The sequence below is a fragment of the Providencia alcalifaciens genome (assembly GCF_020271745.1).
In the GTDB taxonomy this organism is placed as follows: domain Bacteria; phylum Pseudomonadota; class Gammaproteobacteria; order Enterobacterales; family Enterobacteriaceae; genus Providencia; species Providencia alcalifaciens_B.
This window is the reverse complement of record NZ_CP084296.1, coordinates 2,885,835-2,908,982: the sequence shown is the minus strand read 5'-3', so window position 1 is coordinate 2,908,982 and position 23,148 is coordinate 2,885,835. Positions and strand designations below refer to the sequence as shown.

The window sequence follows — 23,148 nt, the reverse complement described above, 5'->3', positions numbered from 1 at the left end:
TGCGTATTCTCGCTCACATCATTTTGAATCCAATTCAGTTAATATTAATTTATTAACAATCAATATGAAAAATGATTAAAATGATCTAAACTTATAATATAAAAGAAAAAAGGAGATATTATGTACAATACAATTTTAGTTCCTATTGATGTTACCGAAGACGACCTCACCAAAATGTTAGTTCCGCATGTTAATGCCATGCAGAAACTAAACAATTCTACCGTTCATTTTTTAGCTGTGACTGCACCCATTTCCAATTATTTACGCTATGGCGGCACTATTTTGCCAAGTGATTTCCCAGATGATCAAAAACAAGCTGATATCATTCTGAAAGAGTTACAAGAGAAAGTTAAACTGTTCTCTATCCCTGAAGATAAAGTGCAAGTAAAAGCGGTTGTAGGTTCAGTTAAAGATGAAATTTTGGCAACAGCTGAAGATATTAAAGCGGATGTGATTTTACTGGGTTCACGTCGTCCAAGTATGTCTACCTACTTATTAGGCTCCAATGCGGCTTCTGTTGTACGTTATGCGAAAACTAGCGTATTAGTGGTTCGCTAATCCAAACGATGGGTTAACAACCGCAGAAAACACTATTTTAACTCGTCGAATGGCTAAGGTTAAAGTTTGTTACACTAAAGGGTAATTCCATACAAATTATAAGCCCATTCATTCGACATTTAAGGTAAATTAGAGGTTCATAAACATTTTCGTGACTATTTCACACCCTGCTCCTCGGAGCAGGGTTTTTTATGCCGATGCAAGCATTATTGGCAGTTGGGTATCACTGTTTCAACGCCTCTTTCATCACATTTTCAAAATCTTCCCATGAACAATACCCATTTTTATCAATCGGGCAATTTTTCAATTCTAGGGTAACGTGTTTTGGAGGAGTTGCTAAAGAGAGGTAAGTATTGTCTCGCAACTGGTCTGAGGTTTGATACACATACTCAATCTTCACATAGTCCTTTGTCTCTTTTTTATCTGTCCAGCGTTGGAATACCAACTTACCGCCAATCGGTGTGTGTTCATATTGTTGAGGTAATTGGTACGGTTTGAAGTCCATTGCAGACAACACTGAAGCAATATTTGAATCATGCCCCACTAAGAAAATGAATTTAGCAGTTTCACCTTTATTAGCAGAAACAAAGCCTTTATCCATATAACTTAAAATTGGATGCGCCACATTTTTTGCAATAATTTTCGGTGTAAATAACGTTTCTTGATAGCCATTTTTTAAGGTATTCAGCTTTTGCCATTTTTCATCACTATTCACCATTCCCCATGCTACATCTTTCTCAGGGAAGCCTTCATAATATTGCAGGTCAATCGCATCGACGGCAGAATTAGCCATCTTCAACGGCCCACTCACACCTGGCTCTTTATCCGCTTCAATGATAAAGCTATTCTTTGGTGTGGCTAAATTACACAGTTTATCCGTCTCGCACTTCTTCGAATCTTTAATATTGAGAACATTATCCAGTTCATCATAACCCGGCTTCAGGTTTAGCCCTTTAAGGTGGGACTCCATCGCTTCAAGCGCTTGTTTTTTAAATTCAGGGGAGCTATTCGTAATGATAGGGTTAAACACCGGATCCATCGTACCAATTTCCGGTTTATGATGAATATTTACTTTACAGCCCGGGAATGCCCCCGCAGTAAAGAACTGCGCAGTTGCAATCGTTCTCTGTAGGCTATTAGTATAAATATAGATATCATCGCTACTAGTTGGACATAATTCATTCATAAATAATTTATTGTTATCGAGCCACTCTCTAAAATAGTGTCCCATATAGACTTCGAGCGCTCCGCCCTTTGTCGTTAAATAGCCGCTTTCTGCATCCCATGCGGGCCATTTTTTATCGGTTATTTCAGTCAAGATCCCTGTATTAACAATAGGAGTACGTAAATTATGACGGCTTAGAACAAAAACTTGGTCTAATTCCATATTTTGTGCATTATCTGTACTCGCAAGTGCGGGGGCAATTGGTGCTAATAACGCCGCCGATAAACACACTGTTAGCATTTTATATTTCATCAGCATACTCCTACCATAGTTTTTAAATTGATTAACATAATCAAGCGATAAACACTGCAATAAAATCAAGTATAGTGCTTATATGAATTTCGGAAACATATCCTCTAATAATGAAGTAGTTATCTTTTTTTTCTGAGATTAATATCCCAAAAATGCCCCTTAACTAAAATAGTCATCAAATATTGACATTAGCTACCCACAATTTAAGATGAATTTTCATTATAAGGATAAAATGCAATGAATATTCAGCCTGCCACCATCGAGCATTACGATGAGATTCTTCATCTTTGGGAAGCATCGGTAAGAGCAACCCATGATTTCCTGCCGGAAAAGAACATTGAAATGCTAAAAATACCAATTAGGGAACAATACTTGCCTAATTTGTCTGTTTTTGTGGCTTTTGACCATTACGGCAAAATAACTGGCTTTTTAGGTACAGGGGAAAATCGTCTAGAAATGTTGTTTATTTCACCGTTTGCAAGGGGGACTGGCATCGGTAAACAACTCCTGAATTACGCCATTGAACACTTAGGTATTAATGAAGTCGATGTGAATGAACAAAATCCGCAAGCGATTGGTTTTTATCAACATATGGGTTTTGTTCAATATGCGCGTTCCGAACTTGATGGGGAAGGAAATCCATTTCCTTTGCTGCATATGCAATTAGCTAAATAGTATTCTATTTTTATAGGTAGTGACTGTTCATCACTGTATTCACCAGAAAATGGTTAAATACATCATATTGACTCTGTGTGAAAGGCGCATTGAAACTTAAAATTTCCAGCTTATGAGGCGAATACTTGGTGTTATAACATGGGTGATAATGGACATAACTATTTCTGACAAAACCATTTTTTTCATAGAAATAAAGGCGTTTTCTCGCAACTTCATCGACTAATGGGTCTATCTCTAACACTATCTGAGGGTACAACTGACACAGTGCCGTCAAAGATTTTTGACCGTAACCTGCCCCACGAATGTATTGGTCGATAGCAAAATGTTCAATATAGAAAAAAGCATCAATGACCCACCCACCGATAAACCCAACAAACTGATTATTATCCGTAATTTTATATAAATAATATTGTTCTAGAGGAAGTAGTGCCGCCCGCCCTGTATAAGAACGTTTTTCGTGGTCAGGAAAAGAAATATCGTATAGCGCATTAATTAATTCATTATCGTGTTTATCATTTGCAGAAATTCTTACCAGCTCAACCATTTCCCCTCCTAAATGACTCAATATAATCAACCTCAAATAAGACATTTTTTAAATATAAAAAAGCCACTGTCATTGCCTAACCTTCTCGGTAACGTCAACAACAGTGGCTTATATTACTTAATTAATGTCTAACTTACTGGCTTTTTTCAGCTTCCGCTTTGGCTTCTTTTGCTTCAACATCGCGATACCAACGTGGGTGATGTTTCTTCGCCCAGCGACGGCTAACTTTACCTTCAATCATGCCGTTGATAGATCCTTTAACCCAGAATGCCATATACATGTGGATTAAAATTGCATGGATCAGGATAATCGCCGCTAATGCGTGAACCAAAATACTCCAACGCACCATCCAGATTGGGAATAAATGCGCGAAATAAGGACGCCACATGATGATCCCAGTGACCAAAAGTACAAAAATCATACTCATGATACTCCAGAACATCATTTTTTGACCTGCGTTGTATTTACCCACATCAGCAACTTTATGTTCGTTACCTTTGAGAACTTGAACAATATTCAGTAGCCAAGGAACATCTTTTCTATCTGGAATATTGTGTTTTACAAAGCGTACAAACATAAACATTAGCACGACGAAAATAAGCACACCGAAGAAAGGATGCAAAATTCGTCCCATTTGTGGCGTACCGAAAGTTTCAGTCAGCCACTTCAAGGTTGGGAAAAACAGTGCAATACCCGACAATGCGACTAAGAAGAAGCTGATAACCACTGTCCAGTGGCACGCTCGGTCAATAAATTTAGTCCGAACGATCATTTTGCTCTTTTTACTCATGGTCATCTTTCTCCTCTTCATCATCCACTTCTTTGTTTGGACCAATACCCACATAGTGGAAAATCAGCCCTGCAAATGTGGCGATAAAGCCTGCTACCGATAATGGTTTCAGGATGCTTTGCCATAGATTAATTGGTGTATCAATCTGTGGGTCTTTTGGTAATCCGTGGTAAAGCTCAGGTTTATCCGCATGATGTAGCACGTACACCACATGGGTTCCCCCAACACCTTCCGGATCATAAATGCCAGCTTGGGCATAACCACGTTTTTGCAGTTTTTCAACACGCTCTGCGCCGTATTCCAGCATTTCGTTTTTCGTACCAAAACGAATCGCACCCGTTGGACAGGTTTTCACACAAGCTGGTTCTTGCCCCACCGCTACACGGTCAACACATAATGTACATTTGTACACACGATTATCTTTTGGATTTAATCGTGGAATGTTGAACGGGCAGCCCGCGATACAGTAACCACAACCAATACAGTGTTCCGATTGGAAATCTACAATACCGTTAGCATATTGAATAATCGCACCCGCAGATGGGCATGACTTCAAGCAGCCAGGGTCGGCACAGTGCATACAGCCATCTTTACGGATCAGCCATTCCAACTTGCCTTGCTCACTGACTTCGCTAAAACGCATCACCGTCCAAGATTTGGCACTTAAATCGGTTGGGTTATCGTAAACCCCAACGCAGTGCCCAACTTCATCACGGATATCATTCCATTCCGAGCATGCCACCTGACAGGCTTTACAGCCGATGCAGGATGACACGTCAATGAGTTTGCAGACTTCAAATTTATCGTCACGCGCCTGTGGTGGAGGCGTAATGCTATTGGTCGCGGAACGTTTAATAATGTCTTGAGATTGCATGGACATAGTTCCCTCCCTTACGCCTTCTCAATGTTAACTAAAAACGCTTTATACTCAGGAGTCTGAGAGTTAGCGTCCCCCACAGATGGCGTTAACGTGTTGGTAATAAAGCCTTTTTGCGTTGCACCTTCAAAGCCCCAGTGAATAGGTAGACCCACTGTTTCAATCGGTTTACCGTCAACCATCAGGGTTTGCAGACGTGGTGTTACCACGGCAATCGCTTTAATAAAGCCGCGTTTACTGCTGACTTTAACCTTATCACCCAAGGCGATACCTTTGGCTTTGGCTAAGGTTTCACTGATTTCCACAAACTGTTCTGGCTGAGCAATGGCGTTTAAGAGCGCATGCTTGGTCCACGTGTGGAAATGCTCCGTTAAGCGATAAGTGGTTCCGACATACGGAAATTCTTTATGATCGCCAAGACGTTTCTTGTCATCTTCAAAAATTCGCGCAGCAGGGTTAGACACCACATTTGGATGCAATGGGTTAGTTCCCAACGGCGTTTCAAATGGCTCATAGTGCTCAGGGAATGGACCCTCTGCCATCTTATCAATCGCAAACAGACGACCTAAACCTTCTGGTTGCATGATAAATGGTCCCGTACCGACTTCTGGCGCAGAAGCGTTAAAGTCAGGAACATCGTTTCCGACCCATTTTTTACCGTTCCACTCAATCAGAACCAGATCTTTATTCCACGGCTTACCTTTGGTATCACAAGAGGCGCGGTTATAAATAACACGGCGGTTTAATGGCCATGCCCATGCCCAACCCAATGTATTACCAATGCCGGATGGGTCGCTGTTATCGCGATTTGCCATCTGGTTGCCCTTTTCAGTCCAGCTACCGGTGTAGATCCAGCAAGAAGACGCCGTTGAACCATCAGCTCGTAACAGAGCGAATGAATTTAGAAGCTCGCCTTTTTTCGCTTGTAAGTTGCCATCGGCATCATATAAGTCGACCAGTGCAACCCCGTTGTTCTCTTTCGCCACTTCTTCTGATTCAGGATGAAATTGGCGTTTATAATCCCAACGCATTTGCAGCAATGGTTCGCGACCTTTACCACCTTCTTGTTCATACATCTCACGGATTTTGTACAAGATACCCGTTAAGATTTGACCATCATTACGCGCTTCACCCGGGGCATCAGCCGCTTTCCAGTGCCACTGCAACCAGCGACCGGAGTTAGCAATGGAACCATCTTCTTCCGCAAAACAGGTAGAAGGCAGGCGGAAAACCTCCGTTTGAATGGAAGCAGGGTCAACGTCATTCATTTCGCCGTGGTTCTGCCAGAAGTTCGCTGTTTCGGTGGTTAATGGGTCAACCACGATTAAATATTTCAGCTTACTTAAACAGCTAACTACTTTGTTTTTATCTGGGAATGAGGCAACTGGGTTAAAGCCTTGGCAGATGTAGCCGGTGACTTTATCTTTGCTCATCATGTCAAAATACTTCATAACATCATAAGCTTGATCCCATTTAGGTAACCAATCATAACCCCATTGGTTCTCTGCTTGAGCCGCATCACCGTAGAATGACTTCATCAAACTGACGAAGAATTTCGGATAGTTGCTCCAGTAGTTAACCTGATTTGGTAACGTAGCTTTTGGCGTATTCGCAGCCAAATAACTATCAATATCTAACTGTTTTTCTGATGGCAGCGTTAAATAGCCCGGAAGGCTCGTCGACAGCAGACCTAAATCTGTTAAACCTTGAATGTTTGAGTGTCCACGCAGCGCATTCACCCCACCACCACAAATGCCCATGTTGCCTAGAAGCAACTGGATCATCGCCATAGTACGGATATTTTGTGCGCCCACCGTATGCTGAGTCCAACCTAATGCGTACAGGAATGTTCCCGCTTTATCTGCGGCGCTAGTGGTTGCCAGAATTTCACACACTTTTAAGAAATCTGCCTGTGATGTACCACAGATCCGTTCAACCATTTCCGGAGTATAGCGAGAAACGTGTTTTCTTAGCAGATTCCAAACACAGCGTGGATCTTGCAGCGTGTCATCACGTAATGCATGACCATTTTCATCAAACTTATAGTTCCAACTGGTTTTGTCATAACGACCTTTTTCAGCGTCATAACCGCTGAATAAGCCATCGTTAAAGTCAAAATCATCCCGAACAATTAAAGATGCGTTGGTATAGTTCTGAACGTATTCCGCATTTATCTTATTATTCTCAATAAGATAAAGTAGAACACCAGAAAGGAAGGTAATATCCGTTCCTGAACGAATTGGCACGTAATGATCGGCTACCGATGCGGTACGCGTGAAACGCGGGTCTACCACAATCAGAGTTGCATCATTATTATTTTTCGCTTCAATCGCCCAACGGAATCCGACAGGGTGAGCTTCAGCGGCGTTACCGCCCATCACCATAATTACATTGGCGTTTTTAATATCAACCCAGTGGTTGGTCATCGCACCGCGACCAAATGTTGGAGCAAGACTTGCTACCGTTGGTCCGTGTCAGACACGCGCTTGGTTGTCGACCGCTAACATACCGAGCGATCGTGCGAATTTTTGGGTTAACATCCCTGTTTCATTGCTAGCCGCAGAGGCGCAAAGCATCCCTGTTGATAACCAGCGATTGACAGTGGTGCCTTGTTCATTTTTTTCAATAAAATTGGCGTCGCGGTCATCTTTCATTAAGCGGGCAATACGCGTAAAGGCATCATCCCAGCTAATGCGCTCCCATTTATTAGAGCCTGGTGCGCGATATTCAGGATAACGTAAACGACTGTCACTACGAATGTAATCAAGTAACCCCGCCCCTTTCGGACACAGAGCACCGCGATTCACTGGATGATCGGCATCACCCTCGACGTGGAAGATGGCAGAGCGAGCATTCATTGCCCCATCACCCATACTATAAATCAGCAATCCACAACCCACGGAACAATAGGTACAAGTATTACGCGTTTCTTTTGAACGCAATAATTTATTTTCACGTACATTAGCCATTGCCATTCCTGGCATAAAACCTAACGCAGCTACGGTTGTACCTGCCATCCCGCCGGCGCAGATTTTAAAAAACTTTCTGCGACTGACGTTCATTATTAACCTCTTTTTATTTTTGTATATTCGCAGGAGAGAATATCAGCCACTTGTAATTATATATTGCCTAAAATCAATGAAAGTGAAGATAAAGGTTAATTAATATCATTTAGGTAGTTAATTAGCCATTACAATTACCACTTAATGAGTAATTATTGTTAAATTGATTTGGATCAATTCGATTGATTATTTGAATTAAGAAATGAATTAAGTTAAATAAAGACACTAGAAATAAATTTTAATTAGATTTGAAAACACTTTTTATATTGTGGTTTATACCTACATTCAAATAAATAACCAATCCATATATTAATCTAAATTTTAAAAATTAATTTAATATATGGATAATTATTATTTCCAGCCGCTAATAATAATACCCGCGCCAAGTAAAACCACCAGTGCACCAATCCAATCCGTGGTGGCAAGGGAAACACCATCAACGACTTTTAGCCAGATCAATGCTGTGACAATATAAATTCCACCGTAGGTGGCATAAATACGTCCGCTGGCTTCAGGGTGCAGGGTTAATAACCAAACAAACAACATTAAACAAAGTACCGTTGGCAGTAATAACCATATGCTTCCCTGCTTTTTCATCCATAAATAAGGAAAGTAGCAACCTAAAATTTCTGCTATAGCAGTTAAAAAAAATAATCCAATAATTTTTAATGACATAAATATATTTTCTTCTTAATGAAATAGTTATTCATGCAACCTAATAATAAGCAGCATTTTTTAAGCTTGTTTAACAAATATCAGTGATATACGTCTTGCAATAGGTAAAACAAATAATACTGTTGGGAATGCAATCATCCATGAAATGGCCCATGAACTAATCCAAGGCCCATAAATTTCGGAGGTGAAACCTAGTGCACGAAGAATACTAATGAGTGAAACAATACCGCTCATTACCAAAGATAAAAAGAAAGGCACCAGAAAAAATAAGGCTCTCATGGGAAGCTTCGGAATACCTAAAATATAATTACGATTTTGATGCGGCATACAGTCTCCATTAATCAGCCGATACACAACAGCATATAACTGTTGGCATAATAAAGTTATATGCGTTGATTTACGTAAACGCTTACGAGTCATAGAGACCAATTGATAATCATTCTAATCTGTGGGTATGCTTTGTCAATATACCTTTTAACATCTTATTTACTAAATCTTATGCATTTTATCCTAATAAAAAATTAAAAGAGAAAGAGCGGTTCCCTCTTTCTCTTCATCGCATTAACTTACTTTTTGGTTGCTAAAATCACACTAGAGGCTTTCACAATAGCCGTGACTTTGCTTCCTGCCGCTAGTTTCATCTCAGCAATACTATTATTCGTTACCACTGCAGATAATTTAGTGCCTGCGCCAGTCGTCAAATTGACAACTGCATTAACACTGCCCGTCTCAATCGAATCAATACGTCCGTTGAACTGATTACGAGCCGAAAAGAGATACTCGTGATCATCCGAAACTAAAACAACCCATGGCGCTTTAATAATGGCAACAGCCTGCTTGCCTTTTGCCAAGCCTAGCAGCTGGGTGCTATTTTTCGTGATCACTGCTGAAATTGATTCGCCATTACCTAAGCTTAAAACCACTTCATCATTAACGGCACCAGCCAAAACTGATTCGACCGTTCCTGCAAGCTGATTACGTGCTGAAATTGACATAGAAAACCCCATTTAATGGAAGACCAGTGAATACTGAAGCGATAGTAAACTTTTTAAATATTGTTTACAAACGACCCCATATTCTCATTTTCACAAATGAGCAATGAGTTACAATTAACGCTTCATTCTATGAGTCTGTTATTTTACTAAAAAAATTCAGTTCTCAATTTAACCGTAACGTATCTTCACGTCATTAATCTGCGGAGCAACCTGTCGTAAACGGTGCTTTTGTGGTTAAGGCCGCTATCGCTTCTCGATAACAAACCTCCAGTTTTGCTCGGCTATCCGCTGTAATATCAAGATCCACCAAATAACCATCATTGATGCCGTAGATCCAGCCGTGAACCATAATATCCTGCCCTCTTTTCCATGCTGATTGCAATACAGTGGAATGGCCCAGATTATAAACTTGCTCAATAACGTTCAATTCACATAAGCGATTAATACGCTCTGTTGGTTTAAGCTCACCTAACATTCTGCTATGTTTAAACCAAATATCTCGAATGTGCAGCAGCCAATTATCAATTAAACCTAATTCCTTATTATTAATCGCAGCCTCAACACCACCACAGCCATAATGCCCACAGACAATAATATGCTCCACTTTGAGCACATCAATAGCATATTGAATAGCAGATAAACAGTTGAGATCGGTGTGAACCACCAGATTCGCGATATTTCGATGAACAAACAGATCCCCGGGGCCAACTTTAATTAATTTTTCAGAAGGTACTCGGCTATCTGAGCAGCCAATCCATAAAAACTTAGGTTGCTGGTCTTTTGATAATTGTCGAAAAAAGTCAGGGTCTTGTTCTTTAATCGACGAGGCCCATTCCCTGTTATTCACAAATAATTCTTTAACTTTATCCATCGCCATGTGGCACGCTCACTTACAAATCTTGCTATAGATGATATTTAAAACTTATTTATAAAAATACAGTCAATTTAATTAATGTATCTGAATTTACCAGGAGATTACTCTCAATCGGTTAATATGCAAAAAGTAATTTTTAGGTGGCTTATTTTTCTAAATATAAGTGTTTTCTTGACTGCCATCCAATTAGCTGCACTTTCTCAATCCGTTTTTGCTCTTTCTCTTTATCAAAAAGGGTATTGAGTTTTTCATGAGCATTGTCCGTATCACGGCTTAAATCCGCCACATTTTGCTGCTGATTATCCTTGTCGCGAATAACAATTTCACCCTCCGACACCGCCGAGTGCGTGGTGTTACTCGCGGAGCCGCTGCCTTTCACATTGGCTAGCAATGAAGGCGGCGTTGGTCACAAACTGCTCACCAACTGACGCCCACCTGTGCTAAACCTGCCACTTTGGCTATCAACTTTGTAGTCGGCTTTGTTTTTAATATCCCCTGCCATATCAACGCTAACCATTGCGTCCTGTCAAGAGAGCACCATTGCCGTTTAAGTCCCCTTGGCGCGCTCGAACGTACACTTGCGGAACACTTACTTTTTCAACACGCCCATCAGGGAGCGTGACTTCTTTGTTGACCATCCAGACAATATCGGTTGTCAGGTTTGCCATCTGTTCAGGTGTCAGTCAATCGCCGACGTGAGGTTAAACTTCTCGCCAAACGCAACACTGTTGGTTAATAGATGGCGATATTGTTCTTCATCGCTTTGGTAGTTTCCTAGCAAGCGCTGTCCAGTTTTTATCATAAAAATATCGTGCCAATAGCATGCATAAAAAATCGTTATAGACACCTAAAAGTCTTAACTCCGTAAAATAATTAGATATCAATTACAAAGTCTAAATAAAATCTAAAGAATGCTGTTAATCCTATATCCTCCATTACACTTAAATTGTACGTTACTTTATCATTTCAAAAACGAAAGGTTTGTTATGTTTAAAAAATTACTTTTCTCCCTTATTTTAAGCGGTACAGTTGTTTCTGGTGCTATGGCCAATTCAGCCTGTTTGCCTTTAACTCATCAAAGTTTAACGAAAAGCGGTTTGCCAACCCCTAAAAATAGCACCTCTTTTGCAAACTACACTGAAGTCACTAATAGTGTCTTCAGCGCTATAGCTAAAGATATGACCTCAGAAGAGAGAAATGATGTTGTATGCACTAAAGATGCTTTTAGCTATTCTATCTATATGTCTAATGAGCAAAAAATCGCGAAAGTGTGTGAAACAAAAAGCGGTTGTGATGATTTAAAAACTATTTTCCTTGTTATTGCTAACATCGACATCAATGAAGGCACTGAAGCAAAATTAAAAACGGCAATGGCAAAATCAGGTATTACAGAAACTAACATTAAAGATACTCCAGCAAAACTAGAGCAATTTATAAGTCAGTACGAAACACAATTTACCCAGCATTTTGGCGATTTAGAGTAAAGTTGCTTTCCAGTCAAATCTAATATCGTTGAGAAATAACAAAAGAATGGTTGCATTGTTTAGAACTCATTTTTGTTTTCTGTCTGATACAAAAAAGCCCTCATATTGAGGGCTTTAGTATTTTTATATCAACATTAATGTCAATAACAGACTGTACTTAACTTAGAAACGATACAGACTAAATGCTTTCGGATTAATGATTGGCTCTTTACCTAACAGGATATCTGCGGTCATTTCAGAGGAAACTGGGCTTTCAGTCATCCCCCAGCCAGTTGCCGTGTTGATAACCAGACCTGGGTATTCCTTAACTTCAGAAATAATTGGGTTTTCATCTGGTGCGATAGCCATCGCTCCGCTCCACTGGTCAATTAATTTAGCGTCTTTAAATGCTGGGAACTCAGTTTTCAGTTTTTCCAGAGATGAATTCAGTTCTGGTAAGTCTGGTAATGCCGTCATATCACGGTTTTTCTCAAATGGAGAAACTTCATCTAATTTCCAGCTGGTCTCTTGGGTAAACGAGTTAATCAGCTGTTCGTTTAATGAAATATGAACAGGGAAGTCAGGCAATGCTAACAATGGTAGATACTTATAGCCATAAGTGAAGGATTCTTTAACAACAGGAGCCACTATCACGCGTGGTGAAGTTGCATAGGTTCCATCAGCTTGTTCACGGAAGAAAATATTGCCCGGCAGAGCAACGTTTCCACCCGGTGCATTTGGTGCCGCGCTAATCAATTGCTGTGATTGATAAGCTGGTAATGTTGGCACATCTACACCTAGGTTTTGCATGAACAGACGAGACCAAACTCCGCCCGCAACAACAACTTGAGAAGTTTTGATTGCGCCTTTTTCAGTCACAACATCAGAGATCACGCCCGCTTGAGTTTCTAAGCCACGCGCTGCACAGTTGGTATAGATTTTAATACCAATTTTCTTCGCGTATTCTGCCATAACGAATGCTGTAATTTCTGCATCGAAACTACCTGAATCCTCTTCGAAACCTGCAATCTTCCAATCAGACTTCGCTCCATGAAGACGCTGATTTAACTCGCTTCCTTCAATCATGCGTGTTTTAAATGGAATATCAGAGCCAACGTTTTTATGGCGTTCATCCATCCATTGGCGAACGTGAACCAGATCTTCTTCATCCAAAGGAACTTCTACACGTCCTTGAGTACGATAAGTGGTATCAACCCCCACCTTCGCATTCATATCTCGCCAACGATGTTTGCCTAAATGGTGTAATAAGAAGGTTTCATCGGTCATTTTGTATGTAATTGCTTGACCATAGAATCGAGATGATTGCTCTCCCGCAATGTTCCCTTTTTCTACAATCACGACAGATAAGCCACGCTCAGCAAGGTTAATCGCCGTCATTACGCCTAAGATACCAGCGCCAATAACAACAACATCAGATTGCTGTGGCAATGCGCCAGGCGTTCCTTCAACAAAACCAACACGTGGTTTACCCGGAACAAATCGCCCTTCACGAGTCAACATCGGAGTTAAAATACCAGCACCCGCGGCGACAGCGACTACAGAACCACCAACAATAAATTTTCTTCTGGTTATTGCCATTTCGACACAATTCCTTATACACGATCAATATCACTTACCTAACAATGTCACTATTTTATATTATTTGTTAATTATTAGTAAACCATTAGTAAACCGCGTTTATTTTGTGTTAAATGCCAGTTTTTTTATCTAATTAATCAATTGAAAATAAATAAAAACTTCATTTGTGAATTTTAAAAACTCTTACTATCCCATTGAAAAAAATGATTTAATTATGTTTTTTAGTAAAATTAATAGTTCTTTGATTTTAAAGGAAAATACATAAAAACCCATCATTTTTAGATTATTATTCATTAACAATTAATACTTATCATTATGAAATAATGTCATTTAAGGGCTAACGTTATGTGATTACACCTAAATAACTCGCTATTTTAATAAGAATGTAGGTTTTATGAGTGGCGCATGGCTAGACTATATACTTCAGAACAGGTGTTGAATTCCGTGAATTATGACCACGATACAAAAACGTGAGAGGTTGGCTTTCCACATCAAGATATCTATCAATACTTCGAATCAATTAACTATAATGCCAATCGAACCATCATTGCATTATGGAGTAGCACGCCCTTCACAAAAACGTCTTGACGTTCAACTATTTCAAATTGATAACTTTTAAAAAATTCTTCAGCTGACAAGCTAACATGTGACCATAGCTTGTTGATGCTTTTGGCATTAGCCACTTCAAGAAGTTTATTCATAAGTGCGGAGCCAATTCCACAGTGAGGTTTCGCAACAAAAAAATGGTCAATATACCCGTCATCTTGAAGATCTGCATATCCAACAATCTCTCCATCGAGAGATGCAATAAACGGCTTTAATGTGTCCATTTTATTTTGCCACTGCTCACGCTCATATGAATCTGGCGCCCAAGCCTCAAGCTGCTCTTCTGTATAATATGCAGCTGCAATACAATGAACTGAGGTATAAAATATTTCATGCAGTTTTTCTGCATTCTGGGGATGGTAGGGTTTTACTTGTATTTTCATATAAATTAGATGGTTAGCTTTTATTATAACATTTAAAAATAAGACATTATCCTACATCTCTAGGGAGGGTGTATTTTAATTCCACGAGAGGAGCATCGGATAATTTTCGATTAGATTTTTCCATCAAATAAGCTGCGATTTCTTCCGATGATAAATCATCGATGGATTCATTATTAAACCACTCATTAGGCCAATAAATTAAATCTGATGGGTTAGCATCAAAATTTTCTTCTAATAAATTAAGTGCATATGATTGGTCAGATTCCTTACCTTTTGCACTACATATAAAATCAATGATACTAATTAACTCGCCGTATGTTAGGTCTTCAATATATTTGCAGTAATTAAAAGCTATACGTGTAAATTCTTTCGCGCTTATCCACGAGTTATAATCACGAAAGTCTGAATATTCACATGAATTTGCTACCCCTTCATTCCAATTACTCATCATAGCATTCAGTTCTTTGTCATTTTCATTGGCGCCATTATCAATTTTGATAGTAATTTGCTCTAGTAGCTCTAGCTTTTTTTTCATTATGGTACGGCTAACCTTAATAGGTTTCAAACGCTTAGGTAGCGTCATAATATTTCCTAATTAAACTGATATTCTTTGAATTTTTAAAATACCCTATGGCTATTATTCTTAAAAAAATAGCGATTAATCAACCTTATTTAACAGTCCATTTTCGGGCTTGCGCTTAAACATAATAGTGGTGGATTCAAGAGTGCCACCAACCGATTGAGCGAATTCTGGGATTTCACCACTTATCTGCCATCCAAGGGAATTATATAAGCTAACCGTTATCCCTTTAGTATTTGTATCCAGTGTTAAAAGCCTCAATCCTGAATCCCATGCAACTTGCTCAGCCTCTTGCATCAATTTTCTTGCAAGTCCTTTACGCCTATATTCAGGTAATACCAATAACTTACAGATTTCTCCTCGATGTTTACCATTTGGTTTTGTGCATAATTCAATACCAACAACCCCAACGATTTGATTATCAAACTCTGCTGAGATCAGCTTAAAACTATTTGTTGATAACGAATGATTGACGCCAATCCAATAGTTTCTCATCTCATTAATTTGAGTTTTTGCGTCAGTATATCCAACACTAGCGCCGCCAAGGACGCACTTATAAAGTAAGTTAACAAGTTCATCGAGTTTATTTTCATTTATTTTTTTATCATAGCAATGAATTATCATATTGACGCCTCAAATTAAAGATACCATTACACAGTGTATAATTACATTTAACTATGTCTTAATTGGGCGTGCTTGTAACTAAAATCCAGCAGGTTGATTCGAATTTTCCAAGTAATTTGGAGTTAGTTTAAGCATTGAGAACTTAATTAATCGGGAGTAGACAATATCTTTTAGCTTGGCGCACCTAATTGCTCTATCGGTTAGTTCCATAAACTAGCAGTATTGCATAGCGAGATTTTAGCGATTCAGAAAGGCCTCAGTTAACTTCAATAGAATGAAATTTGCTAGAGTGTTTGATAAATTTCTGAGCTTATTTGGAATTAATTTAAGATTTACTTGGAATTGGAAGATTGTATAAGACGTTGCTAGAAGTGAAGATGGCGGAGGAGGAGAGATTCGAACTCTCGGATGGTTTCCCATCGGCGGTTTTCAAGACCGCTGCCTTCAGCCGCTCGGCCACCCCTCCGCAATGACGAGCACTATAATCATCTGCGCTTTCAATGTAAACCCCTAATTTGTTCGTTCGCTTTAAAAATAGACGCACATTGATTCAATGGATGAAATTATCAACATTTTTTCCTATTCAAGCAGGGTTTACTTGGGTTATTGCTGGTTTTTTGCTAAATTTGCGGTCTACTTTTGTTTGGATAGAAATTAAGTATGTTGGTTTTTAATAATCAAGAAATTGAAACAGACTCGCAAGGCTACCTACTTGATAGCCAACAATGGAGCGAAGATCTTATTCCGCTACTCGCTGCGCAAGAAGAAATTGAACTCACTGACGAGCATCTCGAAATTATCCGTTTCGTTCGTGCGTTCTATTTAGAATTTAATACATCGCCTGCGATCAGAATGTTAGTTAAAGCGGTTTCTCAGCAATTTGGGGAAGAAAAAGGCAACAGCCGTTATTTATATCGACTGTTTCCTCAAGGTCCTGCGAAGCAAGCGACAAAACTTGCAGGTCTTCCTAAACCCGTAAAATGCATTTAAGAACCTGCTAATCATTTAAGAATACGTTAATAGCGGACGGAAAAATCCGCTATTGGTTCAGTATGCCAACTTTCACTAAAGTAATGATCAATTTTAGCCCCTGGAGGTCCGCCCGCTTTCAGCCACTCATCGACAAATTCAATATCTTGTTCGGAACCATAAATAGCCAGTTTCACACTGCCATCATCCCGGTTATAAACAAACCCTTTGATCCCATTTTGATTAGCCCAATGATAGGTTTGGTAACGAAACCCAACACCTTGAACTCGTCCATAAATATAGAAATAGCGACCTGTTACTGTCATATAAGCCTCCGATGTCATTACTTAATCAATTAAAACACTTTGGCGCAGTTGTTTTTTATTCATTCAGCAGATAATCTGATTATTGAGGCACTGCTTTTCGTTATTACTTAAAGACAGTGTATTGCGTTATAAGTAATTGTCCACACATTGGCTTGAAAACGCACAGCACTGCCCACATGTAGTTTACAGCACAAGCAAGGCTTTTAAGGAGGTCGCTATGATGATCACCAGTAAATATGGCATCGGGCAACAAGTCAGACACAAGCTTCTCGGCTACCTTGGGGTAGTTGTTGATGTTGACCCTGAATACTCGCTCGACCAACCACATGATGATGACATTGCATCCAACAGTACATTACGCGATCTGCCTTGGTATCATGTCGTCATGGAAGATGATAATGGGGAAGCGGTTCATACTTATTTAGCAGAAGCACAGATTACTTATGAGATAACTGATGACCATCCAGAACAACCTTCTATGGATGAGTTAGCAGAATCGATAAGATCCCAATTACAAGCTCCGCGTCTACGTAACTGATCATGAACGCAATCCAGTAAAGCAGCCCACCAGCTGCTTTATTTTTTTACATTACCGTCGATAAACTCACGATGCTTATTTTTCCAAACCTAACACTGGGATTTCTTGTTTAGGGCATTTATCCATCACACACTGTAACCCCGCATTCACAGCTATTCTTTGTGCCTCTTCACTAATAACCCCTTTTTGTAGCCATAAGACTTTAGCATTAATAGCGACGGCTTCATGGGCAACACCGACTGCAGCATCAGCATTTCTAAAAACATCAACCATATCTATAGGGTTAGGGATTTCACTCAGTTGTGCATAAACCCGCTGCCCTAACAATGTTTGCCCTGCAAGCTTTGGACTCACAGGAATAACCTGATACCCTTGGTGTAAGAGGTATTCCATGACTTCATAGCTTGGGCGGTCTGTACGGTCACTCGCGCCAACTAATGCAATCGTCTTAACGCTCGTTAGAATTTCAGCAATTTCTTGATCTCTCATCAAAATATCTCCCAAAATCAGTAAACTATTCATATGCATTATGATATATGTTGTACATCTTTGTTCACTCAATTTTTAAGATGCGTAACAGCTATCTATTTGTGATGCCAATCTTGTTTAAGGGAACCTCATGGAATTTACCACCCGTAAAATCACAGCTTCAAAAAATATTGCCTTAGTTGCCCATGACCACTGTAAATCATCCTTACTCGGTTGGGTAACCAAAAATAAAACGAAATTAAGTTCACACAAACTGTTTGCAACAGGTACCACTGGGAGTTTAGTCAATAAAGAGACTGGTTTACCCGTCACCGGTATGTTGAGCGGCCCAATGGGTGGTGACCAACAAATTGGCGCCATGATTGCAGAACAAAAAATCGACCTACTCATTTTCTTTTGGGATCCGTTAAATGCCGTTCCTCACGATCCTGATGTAAAAGCCCTTCTGCGATTAGCCACTGTGTGGAACATTCCTGTAGCCACTAACCCAGCTACCGCTGATTTTCTCATTACCTCCCCTTTCTTTGATGGGGAAATTGATATTGTGATCCCTGATTATCAAAGCTATTTAAATAAACGTACTAATTAATCGTACGTAAGAAAATAGTAGTAAGTGAGTAAATAAAAAACTGCGCCATCGGTATCCTCAATGACGCAGTTTTCATTTTTAAGAGTTGAATTTTACTAAGTGAATTTTAAGGTTTTTTCTGCCTAGGTACGCCCATTTGCCTTAGCTCTTCAACAAACTCGGACGGATTATCGGGGTTATACAATAACCATGCTTGCTGCTTCGCTCTCGTCAACGCCACATAAAATAGTCGTCGTTCTTCCGCATGTTCAAAATGTTCAGGTTGCGGCAGTAAAGCATCTTCAATAATCGATTCCCGTGCAGGGGCAGGGAAACCCTCTTTACCACCATTTAAACCACAAATAATGACATGATCCGCCTGTTGACCTTTCGATGCATGCATGGTCATAAATTGAATCTTTAATTTCGGCCAGCGTGTTTCCGCTTTCTTTAAAATTTCTGGCTTTAAATAGTGGTAACGAGCCAAAATTAAGATAATTTCATCATCTAAAACATAACCGCTCATTTTATCCAGCAAACGCTCTAGTGCATCTTCATACAATAAAACGACTGATTTTTTATTACCTTTTGTTAGGCTATTTAATGGCTTATCTAACTGACTTGGATTCTGTAATACAAAGCGATTCGCGATATCACCAATGCGCTCATTAAAGCGGTATGTTGTATCTAATGCACATAAATCCCCTTCGCCAAAATGCGTTTTGAATGACGTCGTCAAATCCAATTCAGCGCCGCTAAAGCGATAGATTGCCTGCCAATCATCACCGACCGCAAATAAGCAGGTTTGCTTATTTTGTTGGCGTAATGCATGTAATAATTTGGCTCTTAGTGGGGAAATATCTTGGAACTCATCAACTAAAATATGCTTCCACGGGCTAATAAAGCGCCCTTTTTCAATAATATTAACCGCTTGATGAATAAGACCGGAGAAATCAATCGCACCTTCATCTTTGAGAGCACTTTTCCAAGCTTTCAATAGCGGAGCCATTAAACGAATCCGTTTTTGGAATAACACACGAATTTCTTCCCGCGTATTGTCAATCATCTCTTTTTGGCTGCCACCATGAGAACGGATCAAACTCAACCAGCGTTCTAGTCGAACAACCACTTTGCGACTAATTTTTTCATCATTCCAAAACTCACCTTCAGGAATATCCCATTGCAGTTCTTCTGACAGCCACTCTCGCCAACCTTTCGCTTGAGCTTTTTTACTGGAGCACTGCACTCGCCATTCATTCAACAAGAGAGATTGGCGCTTTTCGGTATCCGATTCCAGCGCACTAATCACTGGTGATTTATTGCTACCTTCACGGATAATCTGCAATGCAAGTGCGTGAAATGTCTTCGCTTCAATCTCTTTTTGTTGTAAACGAGATTGAATGCGCTCATTCATCTCTTCAGCTGCTTTACGCCCAAATGCCAATAACAATATTTGCTCAGGTTTAGCCAATTCTCTTAATAGAAGCCACCCAGCCCTCGCAACCAGCACCGATGTTTTTCCGCTACCGGCTCCCGCTAAAACTAAAACATTCTCTTCACCATTAATGACTGATAATGATTGAGAGTAATTTAATGGAGAGGATTCAATATGTTGGAAAAAATCATCGTAGCGCGTTAAAACTGACTGACACCAATTTTGGTTATTTTGTTTACGGCATTGTTCGCTATTTGTTAGCCACTGACTGCAAAATTGGTAATGTGCGGCACAGTTTTCAAATAAAGGCATTCGAACGAGGGGTAAAGGAAGCGATGAAAACTGCTGAGTGATTTTTTCTTTTATAGATTGTAAATTACGTAAACTTAACCATGCATCTTGCTGAATTTGTTGCAAAATAGACTGAGTTAAAGACGTCAATACTTGAGCGCTGACCTCGCTCATTTCAACGCTCCATTGCTGCCATTTTTCATTCAAAAAATGGTAGAAACGCTGAGTTTGTTTCCATTCAGTACCGTGCAAACGAACGACTTGTTCATCTAAAACCTCAAATTCCAACTCCCCCCAGACGATCCCTCGCTTACAGCGAATATCGATTAGCTCATTGAAAGGAATAAGATATTGATGGTTTTCACCACTAACTTCGATGCCTGCATTAAGTAAGCGAACCCGATTATAGGGATGCTGAGCCAGGCGCTGTCCAATCTGTGTCGATTTCAGTTCCATACGTTCTGCACCTGTGTGAATCATTCGTGAAAATTATCAAAGCATAATTGCTAATAGTTTTTTATTCTACGTAAACACGTTATTCTATAGAGATAAGGATTTGTCTTACCACTGAGGTACTTTGTGCTAACGCTGCTAACCAGTTATCGTCGTGTGCTCTATAACAGCCATATTTTATATTATATCCGAATCTTAATTGCGCTGACAGGCACAACCTTGGTTCCATGGCTTTTAGGCTTAGAGCCTAAAGTCACGATCCCTTTAACTCTGGGCGCTGTCGCTGCCGCACTCACAGACTTAGATGATAGATTGACTGGCAGAATAAAAAATTTAATTATCACGTTATTCTGTTTTTTAATTGCCTCAGTCTCTATTGAGTTACTTTTTCCTTACCCTGTTTTATTCTTTTTTGGGTTAGCATTCTCAACCTGCGGTTTTATCTTACTTGGTGCATTAGGGCAACGTTATGCCACTATCGCTTTCGGTGCTCTGCTAATTGCAATATACACCATGCTTGGCGTACCTATTTTTGATACTTGGTACATCCAGCCTGCGCTCTTATTAACTGGCGCTATTTGGTACAACGTTCTCACTCTCATCGGGCATATCCTTTACCCTGTTCGCCCACTACAAGATGCCATTACGCAATGTTATCAGCAGCTTTCCGCTTATCTTGATGCAAAGGCAAACTTATTTGATCCTGATCTTGAAGATGATTATCAGCAATCAGTCTATGATTTAGCCTTAGTGAACAGTACGTTAGTTAGTACAATGAATCAGACAAAAATCTCGCTACTCAGTCGATTGAAAGGCGATAGAGGCCAGAGAGGTACACGTAATACATTACAATATTACTTTGTAGCCCAAGACATTCATGAACGAGCTAGTTCATCACATATTCAATATCAACAGCTTAGCCGTCGTTTGCGTCATTGTGATATTTTGTTTCGCTTTCAACGCTTATTAACCATGCAAGCCAGAGCCTGCCAGCAGGTAGCTCAATCCGTGTTATGGCGCAAACAGTATCAACATAATCCACGCTTTGAACGCACATTTACATATATTGAAAACTCCTTGCAACTACTCCAGCAACAATCCCCTGAATTGCATGAAATCAAAGCATTACGAAATTTACTAAAAAATCTCAAAGGAATTGATGTGCAACTAAGAGGCTTGAGCTTAGGTCAAGCCTCTTGGCAACAAAATAATAAGCAAATTGAACAGTTATCTGATGAGTCAATCTCTGGCATGCGTGATGTATTCTCCCGCTTCAAACATCATTTAACCCCCAAATCCTCGCTGTTTCGTCATGCAATTAGAATGTCAGCCTTACTTTGTACTGGGTACTTGATTATTCAATTGTTTGATTTGGAACGCGGTTATTGGATTTTACTCACTAGCTTATTTGTTTGCCAGCCCAACTATAATGCGACTAAGCGCCGCCTAGCATTGCGCATTATAGGTACTTTGTTAGGGATAGCCATTGGCTTACCTTTACTCAATATCGTGCCATCCATTGAGGGGCAACTCACGCTAATCGTTATCTCCGGGCTACTGTTCTTCATGTTCCGTAGCAGCCAATATGCACAAGCAACACTGTTTATTACATTACTGGTATTATTTTGCTTCAATTTACTCGGTGAAGGTTTCGAAGTCGCATTACCTCGAATTATTGACACTCTAATTGGCTGTTTTATCGCATTACTTGCCGTCAGTTTTATTTGGCCTGACTGGAAATTTCGACAGTTACCGCAAGTGGTGCAAAAAACGATGGATAGCAACTGCCGTTATTTAGATGCTATTTTGCAGCAATATTATCAAGGTAAAGATAATAGCTTGGAGTACCGTGTTGCGAGGCGTGACGCCCATAATAATGATGCAGAATTTGCTTCAATTGTTTCAAACATGGCATCGGATCCTAAGTCATACCAAATTACCCAAGAGCAAGCGTTCCGTTTACTGTGTTTAAACCATACATTACTGAGCTATATTTCAGCGCTCGGCGCCCATCGAGAGCAGATGCAAAACGAAGCAAATCTCGCCTTACTGAATGATGCAATCTGCTATATCGAATCGTCTATTCAAATCACATCCTTAGATCCCGCAATTATTGACGAAAAATCAGAACGTCTAAGAGTGAGCTTACTGAATCGCATTGACCATGCATCTAGCGATGACGATGAGAAAACAGTCTTGATCATGGAACAGACTAAATTACTGGTTGAATTAATTCCTGAAATAAAATCAATGATTAAACAGATTAGCTTGTCATAAAATAAACTGATGAGCGGGCA

Annotated in this window: 26 protein-coding genes and 1 tRNA gene; 7 read left to right on the top strand and 20 right to left on the bottom strand. The window is 39.8% G+C overall.

Going from position 1 to position 23,148, the window contains the following annotated elements:
* Positions 1-120: 120 nt before the first annotated feature.
* On the top strand, positions 121-558 hold the full coding sequence (locus LDO51_RS13285) for a universal stress protein (RefSeq protein ID WP_225574938.1): 438 nt from the start codon (positions 121-123) through the stop codon (positions 556-558).
* Positions 559-781: 223 nt separating this feature from the next.
* Here the strand turns inward: LDO51_RS13285 and agp are convergent, their stop codons facing one another.
* On the bottom strand, positions 782-2,035 hold the full coding sequence (gene agp, locus LDO51_RS13280) for a bifunctional glucose-1-phosphatase/inositol phosphatase (RefSeq protein WP_225574937.1): 1,254 nt from the start codon (positions 2,033-2,035) through the stop codon (positions 782-784).
* 237 nt (positions 2,036-2,272) lie between these two features.
* Here agp and LDO51_RS13275 point away from each other — a divergent pair, with 237 nt between their 5' ends.
* Entirely contained in the window at positions 2,273-2,710 is a 438-nt protein-coding gene (locus LDO51_RS13275; protein ID WP_225574936.1) for a GNAT family N-acetyltransferase, read from the top strand.
* Between the two features lie 10 nt (positions 2,711-2,720).
* On the opposite strand, the gene LDO51_RS13270 is transcribed toward LDO51_RS13275, so the two are convergent.
* From LDO51_RS13270 to LDO51_RS19745, 11 genes are all read right to left on the bottom strand, one after another.
* Positions 2,721-3,254, bottom strand: coding sequence for a GNAT family N-acetyltransferase (locus LDO51_RS13270; protein WP_225574935.1), 534 nt, complete (start codon positions 3,252-3,254; stop codon positions 2,721-2,723).
* A gap of 133 nt (positions 3,255-3,387) precedes the next feature.
* Positions 3,388-4,044 (bottom strand): formate dehydrogenase-N subunit gamma, encoded by a 657-nt coding sequence (gene fdnI, locus LDO51_RS13265; RefSeq protein WP_225574934.1) that lies wholly within the window; start codon positions 4,042-4,044, stop codon positions 3,388-3,390.
* Positions 4,037-4,924, bottom strand: a complete 888-nt coding sequence (gene fdxH, locus LDO51_RS13260) for a formate dehydrogenase subunit beta (protein ID WP_181478355.1) — start codon at positions 4,922-4,924, stop codon at positions 4,037-4,039. The genes fdnI and fdxH overlap by 8 nt, the downstream gene beginning before the upstream one ends.
* An 11-nt stretch (positions 4,925-4,935) precedes the next feature.
* Complete coding sequence (gene fdnG / locus LDO51_RS13255; protein ID WP_225574933.1) at positions 4,936-7,983, bottom strand: formate dehydrogenase-N subunit alpha; 3,048 nt, start codon at positions 7,981-7,983, stop codon at positions 4,936-4,938.
* A 351-nt stretch (positions 7,984-8,334) separates the two neighbouring features.
* On the bottom strand, positions 8,335-8,658 hold the full coding sequence (locus LDO51_RS13250; RefSeq protein WP_225574932.1) for a YnfA family protein: 324 nt from the start codon (positions 8,656-8,658) through the stop codon (positions 8,335-8,337).
* Between the two features lie 60 nt (positions 8,659-8,718).
* The gene (locus LDO51_RS13245) at positions 8,719-8,985 is read right to left on the bottom strand and encodes a DUF2798 domain-containing protein (protein ID WP_225574931.1); all 267 of its coding nucleotides are present in this window, start codon (positions 8,983-8,985) and stop codon (positions 8,719-8,721) included.
* A gap of 239 nt (positions 8,986-9,224) precedes the next feature.
* On the bottom strand, positions 9,225-9,653 hold the full coding sequence (locus tag LDO51_RS13240) for a TOBE domain-containing protein (protein ID WP_225574930.1): 429 nt from the start codon (positions 9,651-9,653) through the stop codon (positions 9,225-9,227).
* Between the two features lie 193 nt (positions 9,654-9,846).
* Positions 9,847-10,530 (bottom strand): carbonate dehydratase, encoded by a 684-nt coding sequence (can, locus tag LDO51_RS13235; RefSeq protein WP_225574929.1) that lies wholly within the window; start codon positions 10,528-10,530, stop codon positions 9,847-9,849.
* A 142-nt stretch (positions 10,531-10,672) separates the two neighbouring features.
* On the bottom strand, positions 10,673-10,918 hold the full coding sequence (locus tag LDO51_RS13230) for a hypothetical protein (RefSeq protein WP_225574928.1): 246 nt from the start codon (positions 10,916-10,918) through the stop codon (positions 10,673-10,675).
* Positions 10,919-11,036: 118 nt separating this feature from the next.
* Entirely contained in the window at positions 11,037-11,195 is a 159-nt protein-coding gene (locus LDO51_RS13225) for a hypothetical protein (protein WP_225574927.1), read from the bottom strand.
* Between the two features lie 11 nt (positions 11,196-11,206).
* Entirely contained in the window at positions 11,207-11,329 is a 123-nt protein-coding gene (locus LDO51_RS19745; protein WP_263869877.1) for a hypothetical protein, read from the bottom strand.
* 184 nt (positions 11,330-11,513) lie between these two features.
* On the opposite strand from LDO51_RS19745, the gene LDO51_RS13220 reads away from it, so the two are divergent.
* Positions 11,514-12,011, top strand: coding sequence for a hypothetical protein (locus LDO51_RS13220; RefSeq protein WP_225574926.1), 498 nt, complete (start codon positions 11,514-11,516; stop codon positions 12,009-12,011).
* Between the two features lie 162 nt (positions 12,012-12,173).
* On the opposite strand, the gene LDO51_RS13215 is transcribed toward LDO51_RS13220, so the two are convergent.
* From LDO51_RS13215 to LDO51_RS13195, 5 genes are all read right to left on the bottom strand, one after another.
* A complete protein-coding gene (locus tag LDO51_RS13215; RefSeq protein WP_225574925.1) occupies positions 12,174-13,589 on the bottom strand; it encodes an NAD(P)/FAD-dependent oxidoreductase in 1,416 nt (471 codons plus the stop codon).
* A 524-nt stretch (positions 13,590-14,113) separates the two neighbouring features.
* Positions 14,114-14,578, bottom strand: coding sequence for a GNAT family N-acetyltransferase (locus tag LDO51_RS13210; protein ID WP_225574924.1), 465 nt, complete (start codon positions 14,576-14,578; stop codon positions 14,114-14,116).
* A 46-nt stretch (positions 14,579-14,624) separates the two neighbouring features.
* A complete protein-coding gene (locus LDO51_RS13205; RefSeq protein WP_225574923.1) occupies positions 14,625-15,161 on the bottom strand; it encodes a hypothetical protein in 537 nt (178 codons plus the stop codon).
* 75 nt (positions 15,162-15,236) lie between these two features.
* A complete protein-coding gene (locus LDO51_RS13200; protein WP_225574922.1) occupies positions 15,237-15,782 on the bottom strand; it encodes a GNAT family N-acetyltransferase in 546 nt (181 codons plus the stop codon).
* A gap of 378 nt (positions 15,783-16,160) precedes the next feature.
* A tRNA-Ser gene (locus tag LDO51_RS13195) sits at positions 16,161-16,248 on the bottom strand.
* Between the two features lie 194 nt (positions 16,249-16,442).
* Here LDO51_RS13195 and LDO51_RS13190 point away from each other — a divergent pair.
* Positions 16,443-16,772, top strand: a complete 330-nt coding sequence (locus LDO51_RS13190) for a TusE/DsrC/DsvC family sulfur relay protein (protein ID WP_036951672.1) — start codon at positions 16,443-16,445, stop codon at positions 16,770-16,772.
* A gap of 26 nt (positions 16,773-16,798) precedes the next feature.
* On the opposite strand, the gene LDO51_RS13185 is transcribed toward LDO51_RS13190, so the two are convergent.
* Positions 16,799-17,077, bottom strand: a complete 279-nt coding sequence (locus tag LDO51_RS13185; protein WP_225574921.1) for an acylphosphatase — start codon at positions 17,075-17,077, stop codon at positions 16,799-16,801.
* A gap of 217 nt (positions 17,078-17,294) precedes the next feature.
* Between LDO51_RS13185 and hspQ the strand changes: the two genes are divergently transcribed.
* Complete coding sequence (gene hspQ, locus LDO51_RS13180) at positions 17,295-17,615, top strand: heat shock protein HspQ (RefSeq protein WP_225574920.1); 321 nt, start codon at positions 17,295-17,297, stop codon at positions 17,613-17,615.
* Between the two features lie 75 nt (positions 17,616-17,690).
* On the opposite strand, the gene LDO51_RS13175 is transcribed toward hspQ, so the two are convergent.
* The gene (locus LDO51_RS13175; protein WP_225574919.1) at positions 17,691-18,104 is read right to left on the bottom strand and encodes a CoA-binding protein; all 414 of its coding nucleotides are present in this window, start codon (positions 18,102-18,104) and stop codon (positions 17,691-17,693) included.
* Between the two features lie 130 nt (positions 18,105-18,234).
* Here LDO51_RS13175 and LDO51_RS13170 point away from each other — a divergent pair, with 130 nt between their 5' ends.
* Complete coding sequence (locus tag LDO51_RS13170) at positions 18,235-18,693, top strand: methylglyoxal synthase (protein ID WP_224060625.1); 459 nt, start codon at positions 18,235-18,237, stop codon at positions 18,691-18,693.
* A gap of 106 nt (positions 18,694-18,799) precedes the next feature.
* On the opposite strand, the gene helD is transcribed toward LDO51_RS13170, so the two are convergent.
* Positions 18,800-20,854, bottom strand: coding sequence for a DNA helicase IV (gene helD, locus LDO51_RS13165; protein ID WP_225574918.1), 2,055 nt, complete (start codon positions 20,852-20,854; stop codon positions 18,800-18,802).
* Between the two features lie 123 nt (positions 20,855-20,977).
* Here helD and yccS point away from each other — a divergent pair, with 123 nt between their 5' ends.
* A complete protein-coding gene (gene yccS / locus LDO51_RS13160; RefSeq protein WP_225574917.1) occupies positions 20,978-23,128 on the top strand; it encodes a YccS family putative transporter in 2,151 nt (716 codons plus the stop codon).
* Positions 23,129-23,148 lie beyond the last annotated feature (20 nt).

Bases quoted from the DNA above. Each gene is read 5' to 3' on its own strand.
- LDO51_RS13285 (WP_225574938.1), top strand. From the start codon at position 121: ATGTACAATACAATTTTAGTTCCTATTGATGTTACCGAAGACGACCTC.
- agp (WP_225574937.1), bottom strand. From the start codon at position 2,035: ATGAAATATAAAATGCTAACAGTGTGTTTATCGGCGGCGTTATTAGCA.
- LDO51_RS13275 (WP_225574936.1), top strand. From the start codon at position 2,273: ATGAATATTCAGCCTGCCACCATCGAGCATTACGATGAGATTCTTCAT.
- LDO51_RS13270 (WP_225574935.1), bottom strand. From the start codon at position 3,254: ATGGTTGAGCTGGTAAGAATTTCTGCAAATGATAAACACGATAATGAA.
- fdnI (WP_225574934.1), bottom strand. From the start codon at position 4,044: ATGAGTAAAAAGAGCAAAATGATCGTTCGGACTAAATTTATTGACCGA.
- fdxH (WP_181478355.1), bottom strand. From the start codon at position 4,924: ATGTCCATGCAATCTCAAGACATTATTAAACGTTCCGCGACCAATAGC.
- LDO51_RS13250 (WP_225574932.1), bottom strand. From the start codon at position 8,658: ATGTCATTAAAAATTATTGGATTATTTTTTTTAACTGCTATAGCAGAA.
- LDO51_RS13245 (WP_225574931.1), bottom strand. From the start codon at position 8,985: ATGCCGCATCAAAATCGTAATTATATTTTAGGTATTCCGAAGCTTCCC.
- LDO51_RS13240 (WP_225574930.1), bottom strand. From the start codon at position 9,653: ATGTCAATTTCAGCACGTAATCAGCTTGCAGGAACGGTCGAATCAGTT.
- can (WP_225574929.1), bottom strand. From the start codon at position 10,530: ATGGCGATGGATAAAGTTAAAGAATTATTTGTGAATAACAGGGAATGG.
- LDO51_RS13225 (WP_225574927.1), bottom strand. From the start codon at position 11,195: ATGGCAAACCTGACAACCGATATTGTCTGGATGGTCAACAAAGAAGTC.
- LDO51_RS19745 (WP_263869877.1), bottom strand. From the start codon at position 11,329: ATGATAAAAACTGGACAGCGCTTGCTAGGAAACTACCAAAGCGATGAA.
- LDO51_RS13220 (WP_225574926.1), top strand. From the start codon at position 11,514: ATGTTTAAAAAATTACTTTTCTCCCTTATTTTAAGCGGTACAGTTGTT.
- LDO51_RS13215 (WP_225574925.1), bottom strand. From the start codon at position 13,589: ATGGCAATAACCAGAAGAAAATTTATTGTTGGTGGTTCTGTAGTCGCT.
- LDO51_RS13210 (WP_225574924.1), bottom strand. From the start codon at position 14,578: ATGAAAATACAAGTAAAACCCTACCATCCCCAGAATGCAGAAAAACTG.
- LDO51_RS13205 (WP_225574923.1), bottom strand. From the start codon at position 15,161: ATGACGCTACCTAAGCGTTTGAAACCTATTAAGGTTAGCCGTACCATA.
- LDO51_RS13200 (WP_225574922.1), bottom strand. From the start codon at position 15,782: ATGATAATTCATTGCTATGATAAAAAAATAAATGAAAATAAACTCGAT.
- LDO51_RS13190 (WP_036951672.1), top strand. From the start codon at position 16,443: ATGTTGGTTTTTAATAATCAAGAAATTGAAACAGACTCGCAAGGCTAC.
- LDO51_RS13185 (WP_225574921.1), bottom strand. From the start codon at position 17,077: ATGACAGTAACAGGTCGCTATTTCTATATTTATGGACGAGTTCAAGGT.
- hspQ (WP_225574920.1), top strand. From the start codon at position 17,295: ATGATGATCACCAGTAAATATGGCATCGGGCAACAAGTCAGACACAAG.
- LDO51_RS13175 (WP_225574919.1), bottom strand. From the start codon at position 18,104: ATGAGAGATCAAGAAATTGCTGAAATTCTAACGAGCGTTAAGACGATT.
- LDO51_RS13170 (WP_224060625.1), top strand. From the start codon at position 18,235: ATGGAATTTACCACCCGTAAAATCACAGCTTCAAAAAATATTGCCTTA.
- helD (WP_225574918.1), bottom strand. From the start codon at position 20,854: ATGGAACTGAAATCGACACAGATTGGACAGCGCCTGGCTCAGCATCCC.